The 23,379-nt window shown below is 38.8% G+C and carries 18 protein-coding genes; 9 read left to right on the forward strand and 9 right to left on the reverse strand.

The features are described 5' to 3' along the window. Nucleotides 1–1,250: 1,250 nt before the first annotated feature. From pheT to nth, 5 genes are all read right to left on the reverse strand, one after another. A complete protein-coding gene (gene pheT / locus NNJ73_RS03400) occupies nt 1,251–3,665 on the reverse strand; it encodes a phenylalanine--tRNA ligase subunit beta (RefSeq protein ID WP_254492726.1) in 2,415 nt (804 codons plus the stop codon). 31 nt (nt 3,666–3,696) lie between these two features. After that, the gene (gene pheS, locus NNJ73_RS03405; RefSeq protein WP_254492727.1) at nt 3,697–4,779 is read right to left on the reverse strand and encodes a phenylalanine--tRNA ligase subunit alpha; all 1,083 of its coding nucleotides are present in this window, start codon (nt 4,777–4,779) and stop codon (nt 3,697–3,699) included. Nucleotides 4,780–4,873: 94 nt separating this feature from the next. After that, nucleotides 4,874–5,275, reverse strand: coding sequence for a 50S ribosomal protein L20 (gene rplT / locus NNJ73_RS03410; protein WP_005774428.1), 402 nt, complete (start codon nt 5,273–5,275; stop codon nt 4,874–4,876). A gap of 33 nt (nt 5,276–5,308) precedes the next feature. Next, on the reverse strand, nt 5,309–5,512 hold the full coding sequence (rpmI, locus tag NNJ73_RS03415; RefSeq protein ID WP_005774429.1) for a 50S ribosomal protein L35: 204 nt from the start codon (nt 5,510–5,512) through the stop codon (nt 5,309–5,311). A 156-nt stretch (nt 5,513–5,668) separates the two neighbouring features. Continuing rightward, the gene (gene nth / locus NNJ73_RS03420; RefSeq protein WP_254492728.1) at nt 5,669–6,430 is read right to left on the reverse strand and encodes an endonuclease III; all 762 of its coding nucleotides are present in this window, start codon (nt 6,428–6,430) and stop codon (nt 5,669–5,671) included. A 120-nt stretch (nt 6,431–6,550) separates the two neighbouring features. On the opposite strand from nth, the gene NNJ73_RS03425 reads away from it, so the two are divergent. From NNJ73_RS03425 to ilvD, 3 genes are all read left to right on the forward strand, one after another. Continuing rightward, on the forward strand, nt 6,551–6,982 hold the full coding sequence (locus NNJ73_RS03425) for an Hsp20 family protein (RefSeq protein ID WP_139412667.1): 432 nt from the start codon (nt 6,551–6,553) through the stop codon (nt 6,980–6,982). A gap of 26 nt (nt 6,983–7,008) precedes the next feature. Continuing rightward, a complete protein-coding gene (locus tag NNJ73_RS03430) occupies nt 7,009–7,260 on the forward strand; it encodes a DUF1150 domain-containing protein (RefSeq protein WP_005774433.1) in 252 nt (83 codons plus the stop codon). Nucleotides 7,261–7,853: 593 nt separating this feature from the next. Further along, complete coding sequence (ilvD, locus tag NNJ73_RS03435) at nt 7,854–9,692, forward strand: dihydroxy-acid dehydratase (RefSeq protein WP_254492729.1); 1,839 nt, start codon at nt 7,854–7,856, stop codon at nt 9,690–9,692. Between the two features lie 341 nt (nt 9,693–10,033). Here the strand turns inward: ilvD and mutS are convergent, their stop codons facing one another. After that, entirely contained in the window at nt 10,034–12,763 is a 2,730-nt protein-coding gene (gene mutS, locus NNJ73_RS03440; protein WP_254492730.1) for a DNA mismatch repair protein MutS, read from the reverse strand. Nucleotides 12,764–12,960: 197 nt separating this feature from the next. Between mutS and NNJ73_RS03445 the strand changes: the two genes are divergently transcribed. Next, nucleotides 12,961–15,261: an NADP-dependent malic enzyme gene (locus tag NNJ73_RS03445; protein ID WP_254492731.1), complete on the forward strand. Its 2,301-nt coding sequence runs from the start codon at nt 12,961–12,963 to the stop codon at nt 15,259–15,261. Nucleotides 15,262–15,327: 66 nt separating this feature from the next. Here NNJ73_RS03445 and secB read toward each other — a convergent pair whose 3' ends face one another. Both secB and NNJ73_RS03455 read right to left on the reverse strand, forming a co-directional pair. Beyond that, nucleotides 15,328–15,804, reverse strand: coding sequence for a protein-export chaperone SecB (secB, locus tag NNJ73_RS03450; protein WP_254492732.1), 477 nt, complete (start codon nt 15,802–15,804; stop codon nt 15,328–15,330). A gap of 142 nt (nt 15,805–15,946) precedes the next feature. Continuing rightward, entirely contained in the window at nt 15,947–16,441 is a 495-nt protein-coding gene (locus tag NNJ73_RS03455; protein ID WP_254492733.1) for an FxsA family protein, read from the reverse strand. Between the two features lie 169 nt (nt 16,442–16,610). On the opposite strand from NNJ73_RS03455, the gene NNJ73_RS03460 reads away from it, so the two are divergent. Further along, nucleotides 16,611–17,303, forward strand: a complete 693-nt coding sequence (locus NNJ73_RS03460) for a Tim44/TimA family putative adaptor protein (protein ID WP_254493200.1) — start codon at nt 16,611–16,613, stop codon at nt 17,301–17,303. Between the two features lie 46 nt (nt 17,304–17,349). Then, the gene (locus NNJ73_RS03465) at nt 17,350–17,940 is read left to right on the forward strand and encodes a Smr/MutS family protein (RefSeq protein WP_254492734.1); all 591 of its coding nucleotides are present in this window, start codon (nt 17,350–17,352) and stop codon (nt 17,938–17,940) included. 923 nt (nt 17,941–18,863) lie between these two features. On the opposite strand, the gene NNJ73_RS03470 is transcribed toward NNJ73_RS03465, so the two are convergent. Continuing rightward, the gene (locus tag NNJ73_RS03470) at nt 18,864–19,394 is read right to left on the reverse strand and encodes a GcrA family cell cycle regulator (RefSeq protein ID WP_254493201.1); all 531 of its coding nucleotides are present in this window, start codon (nt 19,392–19,394) and stop codon (nt 18,864–18,866) included. Nucleotides 19,395–19,880: 486 nt separating this feature from the next. Here NNJ73_RS03470 and NNJ73_RS03475 point away from each other — a divergent pair, with 486 nt between their 5' ends. From NNJ73_RS03475 to NNJ73_RS03485, 3 genes are read left to right on the forward strand one after another with little or no spacing between them, the layout of a single operon-like run. After that, nucleotides 19,881–21,092, forward strand: a complete 1,212-nt coding sequence (locus NNJ73_RS03475; RefSeq protein WP_254493203.1) for an aspartate aminotransferase family protein — start codon at nt 19,881–19,883, stop codon at nt 21,090–21,092. Beyond that, nucleotides 21,089–22,024, forward strand: coding sequence for an ornithine carbamoyltransferase (argF, locus tag NNJ73_RS03480; RefSeq protein WP_254492735.1), 936 nt, complete (start codon nt 21,089–21,091; stop codon nt 22,022–22,024). The genes NNJ73_RS03475 and argF overlap by 4 nt, the downstream gene beginning before the upstream one ends. A gap of 35 nt (nt 22,025–22,059) precedes the next feature. Further along, the gene (locus NNJ73_RS03485) at nt 22,060–23,043 is read left to right on the forward strand and encodes an Hsp33 family molecular chaperone (RefSeq protein WP_254492736.1); all 984 of its coding nucleotides are present in this window, start codon (nt 22,060–22,062) and stop codon (nt 23,041–23,043) included. Nucleotides 23,044–23,379: the final 336 nt, after the last annotated feature.

Here is a 23,379-nt window from a genome sequence, read left to right on the forward strand (position 1 = left end):
ATTCCAATGATAACATATTCATTTATAAGGATAACGTATCGTTTTATTGAGTTAATGACCTGAATATCATAGGGTTTTATCATTTTAAACTTTCTTATTATGACGCAATGACTATCTTTTACTTGATCAGTACAAGCAGAATGAACCTGTGAACAAAAACGATAGAAAGGGATAAAAATGCTTCTTATGGTCTCTCGCCAATACAAGGGGCTGTCGATTACATAGAAGCTAGAACAGAGAAAGTATGATGGAGCAAATTTTTTTTATTAAGCATAAAGAGGATAATTCCCAAATAAGCTTTAATCATACCATTCACGCATGCTGTCGTAAAATAGACCTAGAAGCATTGAAATATGTTTCAAAGCGCACATTTGAAAAAACATTACGTTTAAAAGCCTTATAAGCAACTCTCGCTTTTATCTGCTAAAATGGAGCAAAAATATTACGTATATCTGTTTGGTCTATCTCTGAAATAAGAATACAGCTTTTTTAGAAGAGAATATCAAGATATAAAGTAAAAAAACATCTTCCGATGATCTTCTCTTTTTAATTCAGCTTTACAGAAAATGAATTTTGAAAATCCAAAGGGTTTTAGTCTATTACTGGTGGCTCTAATAGATCAGGTTAGTCAAGTTATTTACAGTTATAATGCAATTTTTGCGTTTTTCTAAAGCATCTCAAACAATGTCTTTTAATTCATAGAATGTGTATTGCCCCATGTTTTTACTCTCATTTTCCAATGAGATCACATCCTTCACACAAAAACAGAACGCTCAAAACAGAGACTTATCATGTTATTCATGCGACTTGTTTTAACATAACCCCTTATATTCATTTCATGGGCTTGAGCTGAAAGATACAGGTCCCAAAGGGGATGAGCTCCATCATTGATTTTACAAAATGTGGTATCATTATTTTATTTTCTCAATCCATTGTTGCACGATCAATTCTTCATATTGCGATAGACTTTGGCATTTGAGGGCCTGTGTAAGAAGCATTTTTATTTCTTTTTTATGGTTTCTAAACAACTGCCCCACTTTAAGGTGGAGAATCAATGATTTTGATTCATTCAAAGGGGATTTGAAATGATAAGTCCCATAATATTGGGGATTCTTATTTAGGATAAAAATTATCAATGAATGGATTATCGTAAAACTCTTTTTCAAAAAATTTCATAGAATTTAAACCTTTAAAAAATAAAGGAGCACTCATAAAGCGCTCCTATCTTTATAAAAGTCATACGAAAATACTCAATGACGAAGATAAGCGCCTGTCGTTTTAGTGACATTTTCTATTACTTTTGCAGCAATTTCTTCTAGGTCTTTATCTGTCAAAGTGCGTTCAATCGGTTGAATAACAATTTCAATGGCAACAGATTTTTTATCTTCACCAAGGCTCTGATCTTCAAAAAGATCAAAAACCTGTACGGAATGAATAAGTTTTTTATCGGCTCCCTGAGCAGCACGAACAATAAGAGAAGAAGCAATTGTTTTGTCAACGATAAATGCAAAATCACGCCGCACCATTTGAAACGGCGATAATTTCAAAGGAGGACGGCTTTTCGTTGTTTTTTTCTTTGGTTCTGGAATTTGATCTAGAAAAATTTCAAAGCCGCATAAAGGACCACTGATATCTAATTTTTCTAAGGTCGCTGGATGAAGAACACCAAAAAAACCAAGAATAATTTTTGAACCAAGTTTTATAACTCCTGAACGACCTGGATGATACCAATCGGGGGCTCCAACTTCAATTTGCACTTTCCTAACATCTATATCGCATGCTCCTAAAACGGCTAAAGCATCTGCTTTGGCATCAAAAACATCAACAGCTGTTGCATTTCCATTCCAAAAACGCCCAGTCCCTTCAAATTGCTCTGTACCACGACGAATCCCACTTACAACACGTCGTTGTTTATCAGGGGTATCGCCTTCATAAATGCTGGAAACTTCAAACAAAGCAAGATCAGAAAAACCACGATCAGCATTTCTCTGTGCTGCCATAAGCAAACCAGGTAAAAGAGAAGGACGCATCACTGACATATCAGCGGCAATAGGATTGACCAATTTAAGCTGTGTTTGACCTCCCCCAAAAGCCAGAGCCTGATTTTCGGAGATAAAAGACCACGTTACCGCTTCTTTCATACCGCGATGTGCCAAAGCCAAACGGGTAGCGCGTGAACGAATTTGTGCGCATGTTAAAACTTGATCTTTTCCTTCTGCGAAGTTTTCCAAAGGGATAGGTTTAATTTTATCTAACCCATAAATCCTCATGACTTCTTCCACCAAATCGGCTTTACCCATAATGTCAGGGCGCCATGATGGTACTTTTACTGTAACGACATCTCCTTTTCCCTCAACGCAAAATCCAAGTTTCGTTAAAATAGAGATGACTTTTGCTGGCTCTATTTCCAAATGTGTCAAACGTTTAATTTCAGAAAAAGGAAAAGCAATCTGTTTGGTTTCTTGTTGCTGATAGCCAATAATTTTTGCCTTGGATATTTCACCACCACAAAGACGTAAGGCCAATTCTGTTGCAATCTCAAGCCCTGTTTCCATAAAAGCCGGATCAACACCCCGTTCAAACCGATAACGTGCATCACTGATAAGACCTAATGTTCGCCCTGTTTGTGCGATGCTTTGCGTATCCCAAAGCGCCGATTCAATAATAACGCGCTGCGTCGTCTCATCACAGCTTGTTCTCTCACCACCCATGATACCGGCAATCGAAACAACACCGTCTTCATCGGCAATAACACAATCCTGAACACTCAAATGATAGATTTTTCCATTAAGTGCTTGAAGTTGTTCTCCTTCATATGCACAACGAACATACAAATTCCCTTTAATTTTGTCAGCATCAAAAACGTGGAGCGGACGACCAAGGTCAAAACTGATGTAATTGGTTATATCAACAAGCGCATTAATCGGTCTTAAACCAATTGCATTCAAACGTTGTTGCATCCACTGTGGTGATGGACCATTTTGAACATTACGCACTTCACGCCAAGCAAAACCTAAGCATAACGATGAAGCTTGTGAAAAATCGAATGAAACGTCGAGGGGTGTGTCAAAGGAAGCTTCAAATTTTGGTAAAGACAATTCTTTTAATTGCCCGATTCCAGCAGCAGCAAGATCACGGGCAATGCCGCGAACACCTGTGCAATCAGAGCGATTGGGAGTCAAACCAATATCAACGATCGGATCATCTAAACCAGCATAAGCTGCAAATCCCACCCCAATAGGTGCATCTTCTGGAAGTTCGATAATCCCATCATGTTCACCTGATAATTCAAGCTCACCCCATGAACACATCATCCCAAAACTTTCAACACCACGGATTTTTCCTACAGATAATGTCACATCGAGTCCTGGAATGTAAGTACCGGGTAACGCAAGAACACCCACAAGTCCTGCACGTGCATTTGGTGCTCCACAGACAACTTGAACAGGTGTACCAGAGCCTGTATCCACGGATAAAATCTGGAGTTTATCTGCATCAGGATGTTTTACTGCTGTTAAAACTTTCGCAATCACAAAACCTTTTAAAGAAGAACGATCATCAACATGGTCAACCTCAAGACCGATCGCTGTTAGTTTCTCACAAGTTTCATCCAAGGATGCATCTGTCTCTAAGTGATCTTTTAACCACGACAAAGTAAATTTCATTTTAAAACCTCACATGAAAGCGATGATAAGATCACACATTTCTATTAGGAAAAAAAGCAGGCATATCAAAGCAACGAAAGCCATAATGGTCTAGCCAACGCAGATCAGCATCAAAAAAAGCGCGTAAATCAGGCATGCCGTATTTCAACATAGCGATACGGTCAATGCCCATTCCCCATGCAAAGCCTTGATATTCATCGGGATCTAAACCAACATTTTTCAACACATGAGGATGCACCATTCCACATCCTAAAATTTCCAACCAATCCTGTCCTTCGCCAAATTTTACTTCTGAACCAGAACGATCACATTGAATATCTACTTCCATAGATGGTTCAGTAAAAGGGAAAAAAGAGGGACGAAAACGCATTTTTACTGAAGCAACTTCAAAAAACTCTTTACAAAAAGTTTCATGCAGCCACATCATATGGGCGATGGTAGAGGTTTTATCAATGACAAGACCTTCGACCTGATGAAACATGGGCGAATGCGTTGCATCTGAATCCATACGATATGTTTTCCCGGGAATAATGATCCGTATCGGTGCTTTTTGTTTTTCCAGTGTGCGAATTTGTACAGGCGAGGTATGGGTCCGCAATAATTTGCGTTCTCCCATTTTATCAACATTAAAAAAGAAGGTATCATGCATTTCACGTGCTGGATGCCCTTCAGGAAAGTTCAATGCCGTAAAATTATAATAATCTGTTTCAATATCTGGTCCTTCTGCAAGTGAAAAACCCAATTTTGTATAAATGGCGATAATTTCTTCAATCACCTGTGAAATAGGATGAATACGCCCCCGTTCCATAGGCGAAGAACGAACAGGCAAGGTAATATCAACCGTTTCACGAGAAAGACGGGCATTCATTTTTTGTCTTTTCAGAAGATCACGCTTTTGCGTCCATAATTCTAAAATACGATTTTTTAATCCATTAAGAATAGGGCCAACTTTTTGGCGCTCGCTTGCCTCCATCTTTCCTAATGCTTTTAATTTTTCAGAGATGCTGCCTTTTTTACCCAATGCTGCAATACGCACTACTTCAAGTGCCTGTTCATCACCTGCAGCTTCTAAGGCTAAACAAATTTCTTGTTCCAGACGCTCAATATCGTTCATATTTTTGCCTATTTTTTTAATAAAAAAAACCCGCACTCGCAATAGCCAGCACGGGACCTCGAATAAATAAATGCTTTAAGAGAACACGACTGGCTTACTTGACAGCGCTTTCAAAAGCATTAGGTGTTGTGTCTTTTAAATATTCTAAAGCTTTTTTTGCCGAAGCAACTAAAGCAGAAAATGCTTCCGCTTCATAGATTGCTATATCTGAAAGAACTTTACGATCAACTTCAATACCGGCTTTTGATAAGCCGTCAATAAAACGTCCATAAGTCAAACCTTCTGCACGAACAGCCGCATTAATTCTCTGAATCCACAAAGCGCGGAAAGTACGCTTTCTATTTTTGCGATCACGATAAGCGTATTGCTTTGAACGATCAACGGCTGCTTTAGCAGCGCGAATGGTATTTTTACGTCGACCGTAAAAGCCTTCAGCTTGTTTAAGAACTTTTTTGTGCTTAGCGTGTGCTGTCACACCTCTTTTCACACGTGCCATATTATAATCTCCTCAAAATCAAAAGCGCAAGGTTTAATGACCATTCGGCAAATAATGCTGAATGACTTTTTTAGCATCTTGTTCACACAAAACCATTGTTCCACGTGCATCGCGAATAAATTTATTCGAACGCTTAATCATGCCGTGGCGCTTACCGGCGGCTGCTACTTTAATTTTGCCTGACGCAGTGATTTTAAACCGCTTTTTAGCGGATGATTTGGTCTTCATCTTGGGCATTTTGCTACTCCATACATTAATTAATTCAATCGAATATTTTATCCATTCAAGTGGACCAACACTTGAATAAGCATTTAAACAGCCACGGCATGCCCTGCCGGGCGGTTCTCCAGAGACGTTTTTATAAGCTAGTATACACAAAATAGCAAGAGCGTATTACAAAAAAAACGGCGCTCCGTTGCCTTGAATTTCAACCAAAGGTGCCGGAATAGCATTTGTTTTGCTTGCAGCTTTACAGAGATCCGCAATAATACATTGCCTACATTGTGCTTTACGTGCTTGGCAGATGTAACGCCCATGCAAAATCAGCCAGTGATGCGCATGACGAAGATAATGAATCGGTATAATTTTTAATAATTTTTTCTCAACAATCTCTGGTGTTTTGCCAGGTGCCAAACCAAGACGATTGCTTAAGCGAAAAATATGTGTATCAACTGCCAATGTAGGCTGACCAAAAGCAACATTCAAAATAACATTAGCTGTTTTGCGCCCCACGCCTGGAAGAGCCATAAGTGCTTCACGCGTATCAGGGACTTGACCACCATATTTCTCCATTAAACACTTGCAAAGTGCATAAACATTGCGTGCTTTTGCGCGCCAAAGACCAATTGAACGAATATGATATGCTATTTCTTCTTCTCCTAATGCAATCATTTTTTCTGGTTGATCAGCAAGGTGAAAGAGTTCTTTTGTCGCTTTATTAACGCTTACATCTGTTGCTTGAGCTGAAAGAACAACGGCAACCAAAAGCGTAAAAGTATTTATATAGCTAAGATCACTCTTAGGTGTCGGGCGTTGCACAGAAAAACGGCGAAATATTTCTGCAATTTCATCTTCATTATATAATATACTAGATAAATTTCGCACTTTTGATATTTTTATAGTATTTCGAGGTACTTTTATGTTACTTTGAGTCATGGAACTCTCTTAATTATCTCTCTTGAAGTTATCATTCACGCTCGCCATATGAGAAGAATGCAGCGAACACTTTATATAGGGTTTGGTCAAGTAAAGCCGCTTTAAAGAGGATACTCATGAATGACACATGTGACACCTTTCTCCAATCCTTTTCTTTTAGGATTTGAAACCGTAGAAAAAATATTACAACGTATCGGTAAAGCTGATGAGGCTTACCCAGCCTATAATATTGAACGTTTACATAAAAACGATGATGCAAATCATATCCGGATAACTTTAGCTGTTGCTGGATTTAAGATTAATCATCTTAATATTTTGCTCGATGATAATCAATTGGTTATTCATGGTAAACAAACAGACAATCAAAATCATCAATATTTATATCGCGGTATAGCTGCGCGACAATTCCAGCGGACCTTTGTTCTTGCTGAAGGGATGAATGTCACAAATGCCGAGTTGAAAAATGGTCTTTTATCAATTAATCTGTATCAACCAAAACTAAAAAAAGAAATAAAACAGATTCCAATTAAAGTCAGTAGTGGTGAGTCATAAAAGTTAAGGCGTAAAGGAACAGTGAAATGGGAGAACATAAACAAAGCTTATCGTTTCAGAACACGTCCTACTCTGATGCGGGACAGATTGCTTATTTAAAAAAGGTTTGTACAGATGATCTGGCTAAAAACTTTCCAGATCTTCCACCTATGACCCCAGGCATTACCATATGGGCGCTTTTTGGTGAAACAGGTTATCCTATCATTTTATCTGATGAACGCTCTATTGCTCTTGCTGGAGCCAATGAGCACGAACTCCAAATTGTCACTCTACACTAGATTGCGCTTTACGAGAAAAAACTTAAGCTCTTTAATAAATTCTATTTGTTTTTTCTCAATTAAAGGATGTTGAGCTGTATTTCTCTTTAAATAAGTGTAAAGGGAGGAATGGTGCTCTATAAGTGTATTCATTTATGGGGCCTTTATACCATTCACGGGCTTGATTTGAGATATCTCTATGGAGGCTTTTAAAAGGCATAAAGCTTAAAGTGTAAGGATATGGTAAGTTTTTACCATGAGGCTTTCATAGTCTTTACCAATTGGCTGCCGTCTCGTTCCAGAAATTACGCAAACAGATAGATGCAATATACGCGCTAAATCTAGCATATAAAAGTCTGGAAGAATTTGTGCTGCGTTGAACCGTTTTGATACTTGTTTCAAACATGCATTTACGCTGGGATTAGATGTTGATTAACAAGTCATAGAAAAATAAAAGCTTTGTGTCTTTATGAGGAAGTTTATGCAGGGCTTTTAATTTTGTGCTTCAAATGCCTCAGTACAAGGTATTTTTCTCTTTTGAATATTAAAGCTCTTGTTTTTATAGTAAAGTTACAGCACAACAAGCAAAATGAAATTATTTGAGGGGAAAAATAATGCCTTCTTATCGTTCAAGAATATCGACACACGGGCGTAATATGGCGGGAGCTCGCGGTCTTTGGCGTGCAACAGGGATGAAAGATGCGGATTTTGGTAAACCCATTATTGCGATTGCAAATTCTTTTACACAATTTGTACCAGGGCACGTCCATTTAAAAGATCTTGGACAATTGGTTGCACAACAGATAGCCATTGCCGGTGGTGTTGCAAAAGAGTTTAATACCATTGCTGTCGATGATGGAATTGCCATGGGGCACGATGGAATGCTCTATTCTTTACCCTCACGTGAAATCATTGCTGATTCTGTAGAATATATGGTTAACGCCCATTGTGCGGATGCTCTCGTCTGTATTTCTAATTGTGACAAAATTACACCTGGAATGTTAATGGCTGCTTTACGGTTGAATATTCCAACAATCTTTGTTTCGGGTGGTCCTATGGAAGCCGGTAAGATTAAATGGAAAGATCAAGACTTAAGGGTTGATTTGGTTGATGCTATGGTCGCCGCCGCTTCAGACCAGAACTCAGAAGAAGAAGTTGCTGAAATGGAGCGTGCAGCTTGTCCTACATGTGGTTCTTGTTCAGGAATGTTTACGGCCAACTCCATGAATTGCTTAACAGAAGCCTTAGGGCTTTCGCTTCCCGGAAATGGATCAGTGCTCGCAACGCATGCAGATCGACGGATGCTTTTTGAAGAAGCTGGAAGGCAGATTATTGCATTGACCAAGCGTTACTATGAAAGAAATGATGCAACAATTTTGCCACGTTCTATTGCCTCACGCAAGGCTTTTGAAAATGCTATGACCGTTGATATTGCCATGGGGGGGTCAACCAATACAGTACTGCATCTTTTAGCCGCGGCGCAAGAAGGCGAGGTGGATTTTACCATGACGGATATTGATCACCTTTCACGTCGTGTTCCAGTTTTATGCAAGGTTGCTCCTGCTGTTGCGAATGTCCATATGGAAGATGTTCATCGCGCGGGTGGTATTATGGGGCTTTTAGGCGAATTAGATGCGGCAGGACTCATTGATACATCAGTTTATACGGTTCACGCAAAAACGATGAAAGAAGCTCTTGATCGTTGGGATGTGAAACAAACCAATGAACCAACAGTTTGTACATTTTATCGTGCTGCTCCAGGGGGGATTCCAACACAGACAGCTTTTAGCCAATCTTGTCGCTATGAGACTCTTGATCGTGATCGTGAAAAAGGTGTGATTCGCGATAAGGAACATGCCTATTCACAAGATGGAGGATTGGCAGTTCTTTATGGAAATCTTGCTAAAGATGGCTGTATTGTAAAAACAGCAGGTGTTGATCAATCAATTTTGACTTTTAAAGGTCCAGCAAGAATTTTTGAAAGCCAAGATTCAGCTGTTTCAGCAATCTTAAATGATAAAATTAAATCAGGTGAAATTGTTTTAATCCGTTATGAAGGACCACGTGGGGGGCCTGGAATGCAAGAAATGCTTTATCCAACGAGTTATCTTAAGTCTAAAGGATTGGGTAAGGTTTGTGCACTTGTTACGGATGGACGTTTTTCAGGGGGGAGCTCAGGGCTCTCGATAGGACATGTTTCACCAGAAGCGGCTGAAGGAGGAGAAATTGCGTTGGTGGAAGAAGGGGATATCATAGAAATTGACATTCCAAACCGGAGTATTCATATGTTGGTTGATGACGTTGAGATGAAGCAGCGTCGTGCTAACATGGAAGCAAAAGGAAAAGATGCTTGGCAGCCGGTTGAGAAGCGTCAGCGCAAAGTTTCAAAGGCTCTCAAAGCTTATGCTGCAATGACAACATCTGCTGCAAAGGGTGCAGTTCGTAGCATATGATTACATGAAAGGTCCGGTTTATGGAAAATAAACGGTGTGATAAGAGATGGAGTAAGTATTTTTCCTAATATTCCAAGCTGATTATTTTACCTGGCTCTGGAAAAATATTTTAAACCAGGATGCATAGGATACATAAGGTTTTGAGAGAGAAGTAAAAATACAGTGCTATGATTGTTGGATTTTACAAGAAAATAAACAATTGGTTTGAGGAAATGTCTATACATTTGCTTTCTTTATATCCATTTAATGCTTTTTAACAGATTTTGCATGAAAAGGTGATAATAGTGTGTAAAATCTAATATGCATCAGAACAATCAAGAAAAAATACAGTGTTTATTGGCCTATAAAGGATTTTTTTCCAGTTGTTTGAGATGATAAATTGCTTCTAAAGCTTGTTTAGGGGAGAGCTCATCGGGATGAATATTTTTTAAAGCTTCGTGAAGTGCATCATGTTTGTTGCTTTTTTCATTGAGAGGAGAGGTTGCTTTAAGTGAAAAGAGCGGTAAATCATCAATGAGTTTATGTCCTTTTCCAGCCATTTCACCTTGTTCTAATTGAAGGAGGACATCTGTTGCTCGTGAAATAACAGCTGGAGGAAGCCCAGCAAGCTTTGCAACTTGTACACCATAGGATCGGTCAGCGGCTCCTGGTGTGACCTCATGGAGAAAAACCACATCACCATCCCAATTTTTAACTTTCATGGTTACATTATGCAGTCTGTCAAGTTTTTCGGTCAATGCTGTCATTTCATGAAAATGGGTAGCGAGAATAGCACGACAATGGTTAACTTCATGGAGATATTCAACGGCAGCCCAAGCAATGGAAAGTCCATCAAAGGTTGATGTTCCACGTCCTATTTCATCAAGAATAACAAGGGAATGGTGGCTGGCATGATTAAGAATCGTTGCCGTTTCAACCATTTCCATCATAAAAGTTGAGCGTCCCCGTGCAAGATCATCGGAAGCCCCAACACGACTAAACAGGCGATCAACAACGCCAATATGTGCTGAAGTTGCTGGAACAAAGGATCCCATTTGCGCCATAATCGCAATAAGAGCATTTTGCCGCAAAAAAGTTGATTTTCCTCCCATATTAGGTCCTGTTAAAAGCCAGATTGCTGCATATTGCTGATTTTCTTGCACAGAGAGATCACAATGATTGGCAACAAAGGGTTCGGCTGCTTGTTTTCGGAGTGCTTGCTCAACCACAGGATGGCGACCTGCGGTGATATGAAAGGTTAGTGAATGATCAACTTTAGGGCGGCAATATCCTTGTTCTTCAGCAAGATGTGCTAAAGCGACAGAGACATCTAAAATAGCAAGGGCTTCAGCGGCTTTACGAATAAAATCAACGTGTTTGATAATTTCCTGAACAAGCGTATCAAAGATTTCCAGTTCAAGTGTCAAGGCGTGGTTTGCAGCATGGGCAATACGACTTTCAAGATCAGCAAGCTCTGTTGTTGTAAAACGCATAGCATTTGCCATTGTTTGCCGATGAATAAAGCGTGCTTTAGCTTGTGGATCATTTGTAAGGGCAGATGCTTGTGTACTGGTGACTTCAATGAAATAGCCTAGAATATTATTATGCTTTATTTTAAGCGTCTTAATATCTGTTTCTTGGGCATATTGCGCTTGAAGTTCAGCAATGACACGGCGTGATTCATCCCGTAAGGCACGCATTTCATCGAGCTCTTGATGATAATTGGAACGAATAAAACCACCATCACGTTTAAGCAGTGGCAGATCATCAGCCAATGCTTGGTCTAAATGGCAATGTAAAGCAACGGGTAGATTTGAAAACACCTGTTGTATATCACTTATTTCTTGAGGCAGGAGCTCATTATTAAGAAGCTGATGAATTTCACGAATGATTTCAAAGCCGCGTTGAATCGTTGCCATATCACGGGGGCCTCCTCGTCCAAGAGCCAAACGTGAAACGGCGCGGGGCATATCTGGTCCCCCTTTTAAAGTGAGTTTTATCGCTTCTGCAAGAGAAGGATTACGGAGAAAAAAATCGATAGAATCCAAACGCGTATCAATAGCAGAAGGGATGGTAAGAGGAGCAATCAGGCGATCGATGAGAAGGCGAGATCCTCCTCCTGTTACAGTGCGATCAATAGCTTTTAATAAGCTTCCATCCCGTTGACCTGATGTTGTTCGAATAAGCTCAAGGCTTAGTCTGGTTGCAGCATCAATAAAAAGGGTAGCGCTTTCATTTTGGCGCTCAGGTTGCATGAGGGGGGGACGATGCGTGATTTGTGTTTTTTCGATATAACGAATAGCAGCTACGATTGCAGAGAGTTCACAGCGTGAATAATCGGCAACACCTTCAAGCGTTGAAAGTTTAAAATAAGTGCAAATATCGCGTTCAGCAGTGAGGGTATCAAAAAGACACGCCGGTTGAGGTGAAACGATACGATCAAGAACATTAAAAAGTGATTTGTGCGATTGATCATGAAAAAAGGAATCAGCAACAATGATTTCTTGTGGATCGACACGCATAATATCGGCTAAAAGTTTTTCTTGGCGGCTTTCAGTTACACGAAATATGCCTGTTGAGATATCAATCCAAGAAAGGGCAAACTCTTCTCCATCAACGGTTTTTACCCGAGAAAGTGCCATCAAATAATTTGCGCGTGTTGGATCAAGGAGTTTTTCTTCTGTTATTGTTCCAGGGGTTACAAGGCGAACAACATCACGCCGAACAACAGATTTTGAGCCGCGTTTTTTTGCCTCAGCAGGATCTTCTGTTTGTTCACAAACAGCAACGCGATAACCACAAGCAATCAATTTTTGTAAATAATCATCTGCAGCATGAACGGGAACACCACACATAGGAATATCTTGCCCTAAATGTTTTCCGCGTGCTGTGAGTGTGATTCCTAAAGCCTGAGCAGCTTCAATTGCATCATTAAAAAATAATTCATAAAAATCTCCCATTCGGTAAAAAAGAAGGGAATCATGATGGACAGCTTTGATTTCTATGTATTGCTCCATCATAGGTGTAAGACGTTCTTGAGAGGAAGCAGGCTGTGGAATTAAATTATTTTTATGGTCGTTTTTTTTATCCATTTCTACGTGGCCTGTTCCTTTTCAGTGAAGCATTTACTCTTTTTTGTTTACTTCGATATTTATTTATCTCTAAATTGAAACGCATCATCAGATTTGCTAAGGCTAAAGAATAGCGATTTCTAACATATGAATCAAATTGAATGACTATAAGCATTATCAAGCAAAATTTACACTGTTTTTGGAGAAAATAAAGTGAGATGAAAAAGAGCGATCAGGATCAGAAAATGTCTCAAACAGTTTACAGTGCGAGCGAACGAGAAGCTCTTGATTTTCATAGTCGTGGTCGACCAGGAAAGCTTGAGATTGTTGCAACAAAGTCTATGGCAACACAGCATGATTTAGCCCTTGCTTATTCACCAGGTGTTGCGGTTCCCGTTAAGGCAATTGCTCAAAATCCAGCGCTCGCTTATGACTATACAGCAAAAGGCAATCTTGTTGCTGTTATTTCAAATGGTACCGCTATCTTAGGATTAGGAAATTTAGGTGCTCTTGCCTCTAAGCCGGTCATGGAAGGTAAAGCAGTGTTATTTAAGCGTTTTGCGGATATTGATTCCATAGATTTAGAAATTAATATCAACGATACGGAAAATTTTATCAATTTGGTGCGTCATTTAGAACCCTCTTTTGGTGGAATTAATCTTGAAGACATTAAGGCGCCTGAGTGCTTTATGATTGAAAGTCGTCTACGCGAAGTGATGAATATTCCTGTTTTTCACGATGATCAACATGGTACAGCAATCATTGTGGCTGCTGGTGTTCTCAATGCTTTGGCTTTAACAGGACGCGATATGCAAAATACGCGGTTAGTCTGTAATGGTGCTGGTTCTGCTGGGATTGCTTGTATTGAACTGATTAAAGCGATGGGTTTTCGTTCTGAAAATATCATCCTCTGTGATACGAAGGGTGTGGTTTATGAAGGTCGTAAAGAGGGCATGAATCAATGGAAATCGGCGCATGCTGTTCGAACGGATAAACGTACGCTTATGGAAGCAATGGAAGGGGCAGATATATTTTTCGGGGTTTCTGCTAAAGGTGCACTGACTCCTGAAATGGTAAAATCTATGGCGCCGCAGCCAATTATTTTTGCTATGGCTAATCCCGATCCAGAAATTACGCCGGAAGAGGTTTTAGAAGTACGTCAGGATGCCATTGTCGCAACAGGGCGTTCCGATTATCCAAATCAGATTAATAACGTTCTCTGTTTTCCTTATATATTTCGTGGTGCGCTTGATGTGCGCGCAACGGTTATTAATGAAGATATGAAGATTGCTGCGGCAAGGGCCCTTGCTAATTTAGCGCATGAGGAAGTTCCTGACAGTGTTGCAGAAGCCTATCATGGAAAGCGATTAAAATTTGGTCCTAATTATATCATTCCTGTTCCTTTTGATCCGCGTTTGTTGACGGTTGTTTCAAGTGCGGTAGCAAAAGCAGCAATGGAAAGTGGTGTTGCACAAAAGAACATAGATGATTTAGAAGCCTATGAGCGCGATTTGAATGCGAGACGTAATCCTACTTCTTCAGTGATGCGTGGAGTGTATAACCATGTTCGTCAAGCACCAAAACAAATTGTTTTTGCAGAAGGTGAAGAAGAGCAAGTCATGCGGGCTGCTGTTTCCTATGTTCATCAAAAATTAGGACAAGCAATTTTGGTTGGTCGCGAAGAGCAAGTGAGAGAAACGGCTGTTATCGCTGGAATTGATCTGGAGCGTGAAGGTATTTCAGTGATGAATGCTAAGCTTTCCTGTCGTACAGATGCTTATGCGAATTATCTTTATAAAAAGATGCAGCGTCAAGGCTGGCTGTTGCGTGATTGTCATCGCCGTATCAATAATGATCGAAATTATTTTGCTGCATGTATGGTGGCACTAGGAGATGCGGATGCAATGGTTACAGGGGTGACACGCAATTATGAAACAGCGCTGGTTGATATACGTCGAGCAATTGATGAAAAACCAAAAGAACGATTGATTGGTATTTCAATGGCTATTTGCCGTGATCGAACTGTGTTTATTGCGGATACTGCTGTTTATGAAAATCCTAATGCTGAAGAATTAGCGGATATAGCGGAACAAACCGCTTCGTTTGTGCGTGGATTTGGATATCAGCCAAAAGTTGCATTTTTAGCGTTTTCTACGTTTGGTTATATGAAAGGGAAGGTTACACAACAAATTCAGGATGCGATTAATATTTTGCATGAACGCAAAGTTGATTTTGAATTTGATGGAGAAATGAGTGCTGATGTAGCGCTTAATTCCAAATTGATGCAGCAATATCCATTTATGGGATTAACAGAGCCCGCTAATATTTTGGTTATGCCTAGCTATCACGCATCTTCTATTGCAAGCAAAATGTTACAAGAACTTGGAGGAGCAACCATCATCGGTCCTATTTTAATTGGATTGGAAAAATCTGTTCAAATTGTACCGTTTAGTGGAAGCGATACAGATGTTGTCAATATTGCAATGCTTGCAGCTTATCATGCGGCAAAGGTCGTCTAAAGGAAAAAAGCCCCTAATATACCAATAATATATTAAAGGGCTTTATGATAGCAAAAGAACAAATTTTTAAGAAGGCTGTATTTGATTGTCTTTTTGTTCTTCAGCGAGACGCTTTTGGAAGAGGGCTGCAAAATCAATAGGATCAATCCACAAAGGCGGAAAACCACCGTTTTGAGTAGCATCAGATATAATTTGGCGAGCAAATGGAAATAAAAGACGGGGACATTCAATAAAGACCAGTGGCATAACATGTTCTTGTGGAATGTTTTTAAGGTGAAAAACACCCCCATAAATCAGTTCTACATGAAATAAGGTTTCAGTGTTATCATTGGCTTTGACGGAGAGAGACAAGACAACATCATAATTATCATCACCAATTGGGTTAGCATTGACATTAATATTGATATCAATTTGTGGTGATTTTTCACGCACACGCAATGAATGAGGAGCACCTGGGTTCTCGAATGATAAGTCTTTTAAATATTGCGTTAATACTGCAAAAACTGGCTCTCCACCACTGTTGTTCATTTCACCTTCGGCCATACGACGAACCTCTCTCATTTATAATATGTATTTATTTTAGATCTAAAGATCGAATTGGTTATCACGCCTTGCAAAAGGTTGCAAGGAATGCGCTCTTTATCTTGATTATTTTTTTCGTTCGTTACAGATTCTTTTAAGACTTTCAATGGTTATCATCATTTTTGCGCCAGGGAGATTCTGTCGTATCATGAACTTTGTAATCTTCAGCGTTAAGATCAATGATTTTTTCAGAGTCATTTTTGTTTTTCGTATTGGCATTCATTGTGTTTTTAAATGATGAAAAGAAATGCCAAGCAACAGAGCGAATTGGCTTAATAAGAAGTAATATTCCCAAGAGATCACTTACAAAACCGGGGAGAATAAGCAAAATCGCACTCAACATGATGAAAGAATCATGAATAATATTGTTTTCTAATGTGCGTCCTTGGATAAGTTCATTTTGTATGTTTTTTAAAAGGCTAATCCCTTGAATTCGCAATAAAACAACCCCAACTATGGTTGTGAGAATAACCAAACTCAAAGTTGCCAGAATGCCAATTTCTTGACCAACAAAAATAAAACCAGCGATCTCAATTAAAAGAATGCAGAGAAAGACAACGACAAAAAAACGAGGATTTATAGAATAAAGTTTTATCACATGAAAATTTCCTTCTGGAAGAGGCGGGGAGAAATTCTTACAAGCACTCCTTATATAAAATCTACAAAAATATTTGAATGGTAGGCTTCTCTATTTTACATATTTATTGATAAATGATATTGACTGCAATGTTTATTACAGACTTAAAGCTTGGAGATTGACAGCGCCCATGGAATTTGACGTTATACTTGTCATCGCTCTTGTTGTTATGGTTGTTATTTTTGTGCAACTCCGTAGTGTATTAGGGAAGCGAATTGGGTTTGAAAAGCCTCCCTTTGATCCTTATTCACGTCGCTCTAAAAAACAAGCTGAGACAGAAACGACGGATAATATTGTTTCGTTCCCTCATCAAAAAAATTTACAAAAAGGCGATTTTAGTGAAATTGATGAGATTGCACCAGAGGGGAGTATTTTGAATGAAAATTTGCGTGCACTGCGTAGAATTGATTCTCATTTTTCTCCTCAATCTTTTATAAAAGGTGCACAAATTGCTTATGAAATGATTGTAACAGCTTTTGCCAAAGGTGATCGCAGTCAACTTAAAAATTTGCTTTGTCAGGATGTTTTTGAGAGCTTTTGTGCTGCTATTGAGCAACGAGAAAAAAACAAAGAAAAAATAGAGTTTACTTTTGTTGGAATTAATAAAATTGAGTTTGTTGCAGCGGCAATACAAGAAAAGAATGAACTTTTAACGATACGTATTATCAGTGAGATGATTTCTGTTACTTATAATGAACAGGGCGAGCGTATAGACGGTGATCCCGATGCTATCGTAGAAATTAGAGATATTTGGACTTTTGTTCGCAATAGCCTATCATCGGACCCAAACTGGAAGCTTTTTGCTACAGAGGATGAAAATTAAAGTATTTTTTCTTCCATAATTACTCAATAATTTATGAGAAATTGAAATGTCCTCAAGTAAATGGAGACAAAAAAGAGATTTATTAACTTCACAAGATCGCCTTTTATGGGAGAAGGTTTGTCGCACAATAACACCGCTTCATAATAAGAGGCTCTCTTCTATTTCAGAAGATATTGCAAATATTACTGATAAGAAACAGTGCATAACTCAAACCCCTCTAGGGATTCAGGAAAATCAACAACGCTCAACAATTATTAAAAAAGAAAAGAGAGCCCTTACACAAGCGCATAAGATTCATTTCTTTGATCATGTTGCACATCGTAAAATTTCCCAAGGTCGTTATCCTCTTGAGGCGCGTCTTGATCTTCACGGTTATATGCAGGAAGAAGCTTATTTTTTCTTAAAAAAATTTCTACAATCCTCTCAACAGAGTGGATTGCGTTACGTCCTTGTGATTACAGGAAAAGGACGATCCATTGGGAGTGATGGGGCTTTGTATAGATTTGTTCCTTATTGGTTATCAACACCAGCTTTTCGATATTATGTTCATGCATTTGAGCAAGCAGCGCGCCAGCATGGCGGTGAGGGTGCGCTTTATGTTTGGTTGCGTCGTTTTGTGTCGGGAAAAGAAATGTGATGCTATTGTAGTCGTTTCAGGTTCAATATTAATTTCAAAAGATCCCGTATATTATAGATCGTAGAAGAGGCATCATAACATATTAATTTATTATTTTCGTCTATTGCATAAGAGACTTGAATGCAATATTTCCTTATTTTAATTTTTTATAAAGACTATTCGTTTACGCACTACGCATTGTTTCACACTTTTGTTTATCGCATGTCTTTTGAGGGCAGGTTCCTCATAGCAAAACAGCACGCCTCAAACAAAATACGCTTATGGTACATATTCACGTGCTTATTTTAGAGAAATATCTCTTAATAATTTCAAGCTTATTCTGTGATAGAGCGCATGAAATAGTAACCTCCATGAAGCGTATAAAATTGATTATATAACCTCTATCTTTACGCTTAATAAAAGTGCAAGCCGGCACCATCACACATTTTTCTAGCCCCTCATATTGCAAAACTCTTGAAACTTGAGAGGGGGTATAAGAGGTATGTTTTTCTTTAAATATTTTTACTCTACATGGGGCCCTTTTGCACGTGACGCGCAAACCAAAAGTGTTGATTGATTCAATATAAGAGAGCTTAAAATAAGAGATATATATTCGTGGTTTTTACTCAGGTTGCCAAACGATAAATTATTTTTATCAACCACGATAGTACGCTATTAAAACACGAGGAATAAAAACATAATAGATTGGGAAACTGCATTATTCAAAACATACTCCTATGGATAATTTCAAAAACGATACAACTAAATTAAAGAGAATCGTGAAAATAAAGAAGAGCATAGATTTATAATCGTTGAATATTTTCATGAAGAAACGTTTTCATTCATTAAAAACCTCAACAAACCTCTTTTTTATAATAATTCTATCATTGAGATTTAATTATGAGGTGCAAAAAGTACATAATATGAAATTATATCGGCAGATATTATACTCTTATTCGCCGTCTTTCAGATATGGGCTGAAATGCTAGCTTAGCATGAAAAGCACAATAGGGACTATTTTCATCAGAATCGGCCCCACAAAAATGAAAATCGGCTGATAATGGATCGCCAACCGGCCATCTACATGTATTTTCACTCAATTGTAACAGATTAAGTTGCCGTGATATAGGCACCACGACATTAGATTTTGCGGACATATCAACTTCTTTAACATCTTCTGCTACAAACTCTGTCTTTAAAGCTGTTTCTTCAACGTTGATAGATGATGTGTTTACTGGCGATACTGTGGATGTGTTGCGACGCACACGTGGAGATGATGGGTTATTTGCGGAAGTTTTTTGCGCACGCGTGCTTCCTTGTGCTGTCTTACCACGCCCTGGCAACTTCAATCGATGCACTTTGCCGATGACTGCATTTCTGCTGACCCCACCTAATTGGGCAGCAATTTGACTTGCACTTAACCCTTCACTCCAAAGCTTTTTAAGAAGCTCAACGCGTTCACATGTCCAACCCATATCAGCACTCCATTCCGATAACGCCACTGAGATGCTTCCCCTTTGCATCTTCAAATGTTTCAATAATGTTTTCAATGCGCTGAATGAAAGAATTTTATACTCTAAGTGAGCATAAGAAAATCATCCAACTTGTGGAACTTACAAATCAAAACACATCATCTTGCTTAACGATAGTGTAAATTACAATATGCACTCACTCTATGACAAGAGTCTTTGCCTCTTGAAAAGTTTATTTAGAATGTTTTCCCCAACTTGCAAATCAATCATAGGTTAAACATTCTCTTTTGTTTAAGGTTTTTTTCCCAAAATGCTTATTTGTAGAACCTTCATTGACTTTTTTTCAATTGGTGTAATGATCTATTCCATAGGTGTAACCATTAATCGAGTGAAATGTTGAAAGCACCGGAATGAAATGTATCATGTTGTTTTATTTGTCGTGTTTCTTTGTATATATATTGAAAAGGTTAAAATATAAAGGGAATTATGATGGATGCCATCTCTATACAACCACTTTATGAATGTTTTGCGCGACGAAATTTGCATTTTGAACAGGGGCGTGGGGTATGGCTTATTTCGGATAAAGGAGAACATTATCTCGATTTCACATCTGGCATTGCTGTTAATGCATTAGGGTATGCCCATCCTAAATTAGTTGATACGCTCAAAGGACAAGCTGAAAAACTTTGGCATGTTTCCAATCTTTTTCAGTCTCCTGAACAAACAGCTTTTGCTACGCGGCTTTGTGCAAATAGTTTTGCGGATAAGGTTTTTTTCTGCAATTCAGGCACTGAAGCATTGGAATGCGCCTTCAAAACGGCACGTCATTATTATTATGCTGCGGGTTATCCATCACGCATTGAAATAATTACTTTTGAAGGGGCATTTCATGGACGGACACTTGCAGCACTGGCTGCGACTGGGCATGAAAAATATCTTGAAGGCTTTGGACCTAAAGCGGGTGGATTTATTCAAGTCCCTTTTTGTGATGAAATCGCTTTGTGTAACGCTATTCATAAAAATACTGCTGCTATTCTTATTGAACCTATTCAAGGAGAAGGAGGAATACGAACGGTTTCTCATGAATATTTAAAATTTTTGCGTAAAATATGCGATGATAATGATCTATTGTTGATTTTTGATGAAGTCCAAACGGGCATGGGACGAACAGGAAAGCTTTTTGCTTATGAATGGAGTGATGTCACACCTGATATTCTTACCCTCGCAAAAGGATTAGGAGGAGGATTTCCCTTAGGCGCTTGCCTTGCAACGGATAAAGTTGCAAAAAGTATGATACCTGGGACCCATGGTTCAACCTTTGGAGGAAACCTTCTTGGAATGGCTGTAGGAAATAGTGTTCTTGATGTTCTATTAGAGCCAAGTTTTCTTAACCATGTGCAAAACATGGGGGATAGGCTGAAAAGTGGACTTTTGCATATTCTCAATATCTATCCTGATATTATCTGCGCCGTTCAGGGGATGGGCCTTATGGTGGGCATTCAGTGTGTTGTTCCTGCAAATCTTGTCATTAATGCTTTGGACAATGAATATCTCTTAAGTGTTGCAGCTAACAACAACGTTGTGCGCTTATTGCCTCCTCTTATCATTAGGGAAGAAGAAATAGATGAAAGTTTGCATCGTATTGAAAAAGCAGTTGCTCATCTTTCTGTAAACAAAGAAAGACTAATATCACACACATGACAAATGTTCTTCGTCATTTCACGGACTTATCTGTTTTAACGCCAGAAATAGCACGCGCACTGATCGAATATGCAAAAAAACTTAAAGCATCTTTTAAACGAGGGAAAGGTTCAAAACCTTTTAAGGGCAAAACACTTGCGATGATTTTTGAAAAACCATCTACACGAACCCGTATTTCATTCGATATTAGTATGCGCCAGCTTGGGGGAGATACAATTATGCTTACGGGTTCAGAAATGCAACTTGGTCATAGCGAAACCATAGCTGACACGGCACGCGTTTTATCGCGTTTTGTGGATATCGTAATATTGCGAACAACAAAACATCAACGCATGCTTGAATTAGCGCAATATGCACAAATTCCTGTCATTAATGCCCTTACAGATGATACACATCCTTGCCAAGTTCTAGCAGATATTTTAACCTATGAAGAACATCGAGGGTCAATTACGGGCAAAATATTTACTTGGATGGGGGATGGGAATAATGTGCTTCATTCTTTGATTGAGGCGGCGGCTCTTTTTGATTTTCATTTGCGTATTGCCACTCCAAAGGGTAGTGAACCACAAGAAAAATTTATAGATTGGGCACGTGAACGGGGAGCACATCTTACGCTAACTCATAATCCCCAAAAAGCGGCTCAAGGTGCTGATTGTATTATGACCGATACATGGGTTTCCATGGGACAAGAATTTCGTGCTCGCAGCCGTTCTATTTTTCAGCCTTATCAAGTCAATGAAGCGCTCATGAAATTAGCAAAACCTGATGCTCTTTTTATGCATTGTCTTCCTGCTCATCGTGGGGAAGAAGTTGTCGATACTGTGATTGATGGGCCGCACTCCGTTGTTTTCGATGAGGCTGAAAATCGTCTTCATGCTCAAAAAGCAATTCTTTCTTGGTGTTTACAAGATGCGTTTTTCTCTCCACAATAGTTTCCCTATAACAGATTATAATAAAAGGCAAAGCCATGAGTGAACAAGCTAAAGATGAAGCCTCTTTCAACCATATCTCTTTGCATGAAGATGATAGTGTGATTCCTTTTCAAGTCGAAGAACTTGATATCCGTGGACGTGCCGTACAACTTGGGGAGACTTTGAATTCTATTCTTAACAGACACCAATATCCTGAACCAGTTTCATATCTTCTGGCAGAGGCTTTACTTATAACTGTTCTGCTTGGAACCTCTCTCAAGCTTACGGGAAAATTTATTTTACAAACCCATTCCGATGGGCCGGTTAATATGTTAGTGTGTGATTTTTCTCCTCCTTCCAGTTTACGTGGATACGCCCGTTTTGATAAAGAACAGCTTAACCAAGCTATAGACAATGATCAAACGTTTTCAGAAACACTTTTAGGAAAAGGCACTTTAGCTTTCACGATTGACCAAGGGTCCCACATGCAACCCTATCAAGGGATAGTGGCATTAGATGGATCAAATTTACAAGAAGCTGCTCGTATTTATTTTGATCAATCAGAGCAAATTCCTACCGATATCCGTTTGGCTGTTGCTATATTAATCAATCGTGACAACCAAGGAAAACCGCAGAAAAGCTGGCGAGCTGGAGGTATTTTGACTCAATTTTTGCCCCAAGCATCGTCCCATCATCAAAAGCGAGAAGAAACAAAATCCAAAACCCAATTAGATAACCAATGGCAAGAAGCTAAAATACTCATGGCAACGATTGAGAGTTCAGAATTAACAGATCCCAAAGTCGGGAGTAAGCAGCTCTTATTCCGTCTTTTTCATGAACAAGGTGTGAGAGTTTTTAATCCTTTTTCTCTTGTTGATCAATGTTCTTGTTCGCGTGAAAAAATCAAAGGAATCCTAGAAGGCTTCCCGATTGATGAACGCAATAAAATGGTTAAAAATAAATATATTTCAGTGACATGTGAATTTTGCTCAAAAACATATCGTTTTACACCGCAAGAATTTTTGGAAGAAAAAATATAATCAACTTCATAAAAATGATAAAGCCCATTTTATTCGCGCTATAAAAACTTAAAGCATAAGCTCATATGAAGCTCTTGAATATTTCTTTCCTTAGCATTTTTCGATGTATGCCAATGATCTTTCTGTTGAAATCACTATTCACTCGATATGCCTTTTTAAAAAGAGAAGCCCTGTAAAAGATACTTTCTTTTCTCGAAAGGGCTTCTTTTTGACTATAGTCATATTTTCTTACTCGAATTTGTCTTATTTAAGAGTCAAAAAAGATCATTGGTTATGATCATAAGAGGAATTATCGAGAGAATAAGAACGTATAAAAAAGACTCAATATGAACCTTA

The organism is Bartonella sp. B1099 (genome assembly GCF_944801835.1).
Classification (GTDB): domain Bacteria; phylum Pseudomonadota; class Alphaproteobacteria; order Rhizobiales; family Rhizobiaceae; genus Bartonella.

Coding starts and splice junctions, on each gene's coding strand:
- NNJ73_RS03425 (WP_139412667.1), top strand. CDS start 6,551: ATGACACATGTGACACCTTTCTCCAATCCTTTTCTTTTAGGATTTGAA.
- NNJ73_RS03430 (WP_005774433.1), top strand. CDS start 7,009: ATGGGAGAACATAAACAAAGCTTATCGTTTCAGAACACGTCCTACTCT.
- pheS (WP_254492727.1), bottom strand. CDS start 4,779: ATGAACGATATTGAGCGTCTGGAACAAGAAATTTGTTTAGCCTTAGAA.
- argF (WP_254492735.1), top strand. CDS start 21,089: ATGACAAATGTTCTTCGTCATTTCACGGACTTATCTGTTTTAACGCCA.
- NNJ73_RS03460 (WP_254493200.1), top strand. CDS start 16,611: ATGGAATTTGACGTTATACTTGTCATCGCTCTTGTTGTTATGGTTGTT.
- NNJ73_RS03445 (WP_254492731.1), top strand. CDS start 12,961: ATGAAAAAGAGCGATCAGGATCAGAAAATGTCTCAAACAGTTTACAGT.
- nth (WP_254492728.1), bottom strand. CDS start 6,430: ATGACTCAAAGTAACATAAAAGTACCTCGAAATACTATAAAAATATCA.
- pheT (WP_254492726.1), bottom strand. CDS start 3,665: ATGAAATTTACTTTGTCGTGGTTAAAAGATCACTTAGAGACAGATGCA.
- rpmI (WP_005774429.1), bottom strand. CDS start 5,512: ATGCCCAAGATGAAGACCAAATCATCCGCTAAAAAGCGGTTTAAAATC.
- NNJ73_RS03475 (WP_254493203.1), top strand. CDS start 19,881: ATGGATGCCATCTCTATACAACCACTTTATGAATGTTTTGCGCGACGA.
- NNJ73_RS03470 (WP_254493201.1), bottom strand. CDS start 19,394: ATGGGTTGGACATGTGAACGCGTTGAGCTTCTTAAAAAGCTTTGGAGT.
- NNJ73_RS03465 (WP_254492734.1), top strand. CDS start 17,350: ATGTCCTCAAGTAAATGGAGACAAAAAAGAGATTTATTAACTTCACAA.
- rplT (WP_005774428.1), bottom strand. CDS start 5,275: ATGGCACGTGTGAAAAGAGGTGTGACAGCACACGCTAAGCACAAAAAA.
- NNJ73_RS03485 (WP_254492736.1), top strand. CDS start 22,060: ATGAGTGAACAAGCTAAAGATGAAGCCTCTTTCAACCATATCTCTTTG.
- secB (WP_254492732.1), bottom strand. CDS start 15,804: ATGGCCGAAGGTGAAATGAACAACAGTGGTGGAGAGCCAGTTTTTGCA.
- ilvD (WP_254492729.1), top strand. CDS start 7,854: ATGCCTTCTTATCGTTCAAGAATATCGACACACGGGCGTAATATGGCG.
- mutS (WP_254492730.1), bottom strand. CDS start 12,763: ATGGATAAAAAAAACGACCATAAAAATAATTTAATTCCACAGCCTGCT.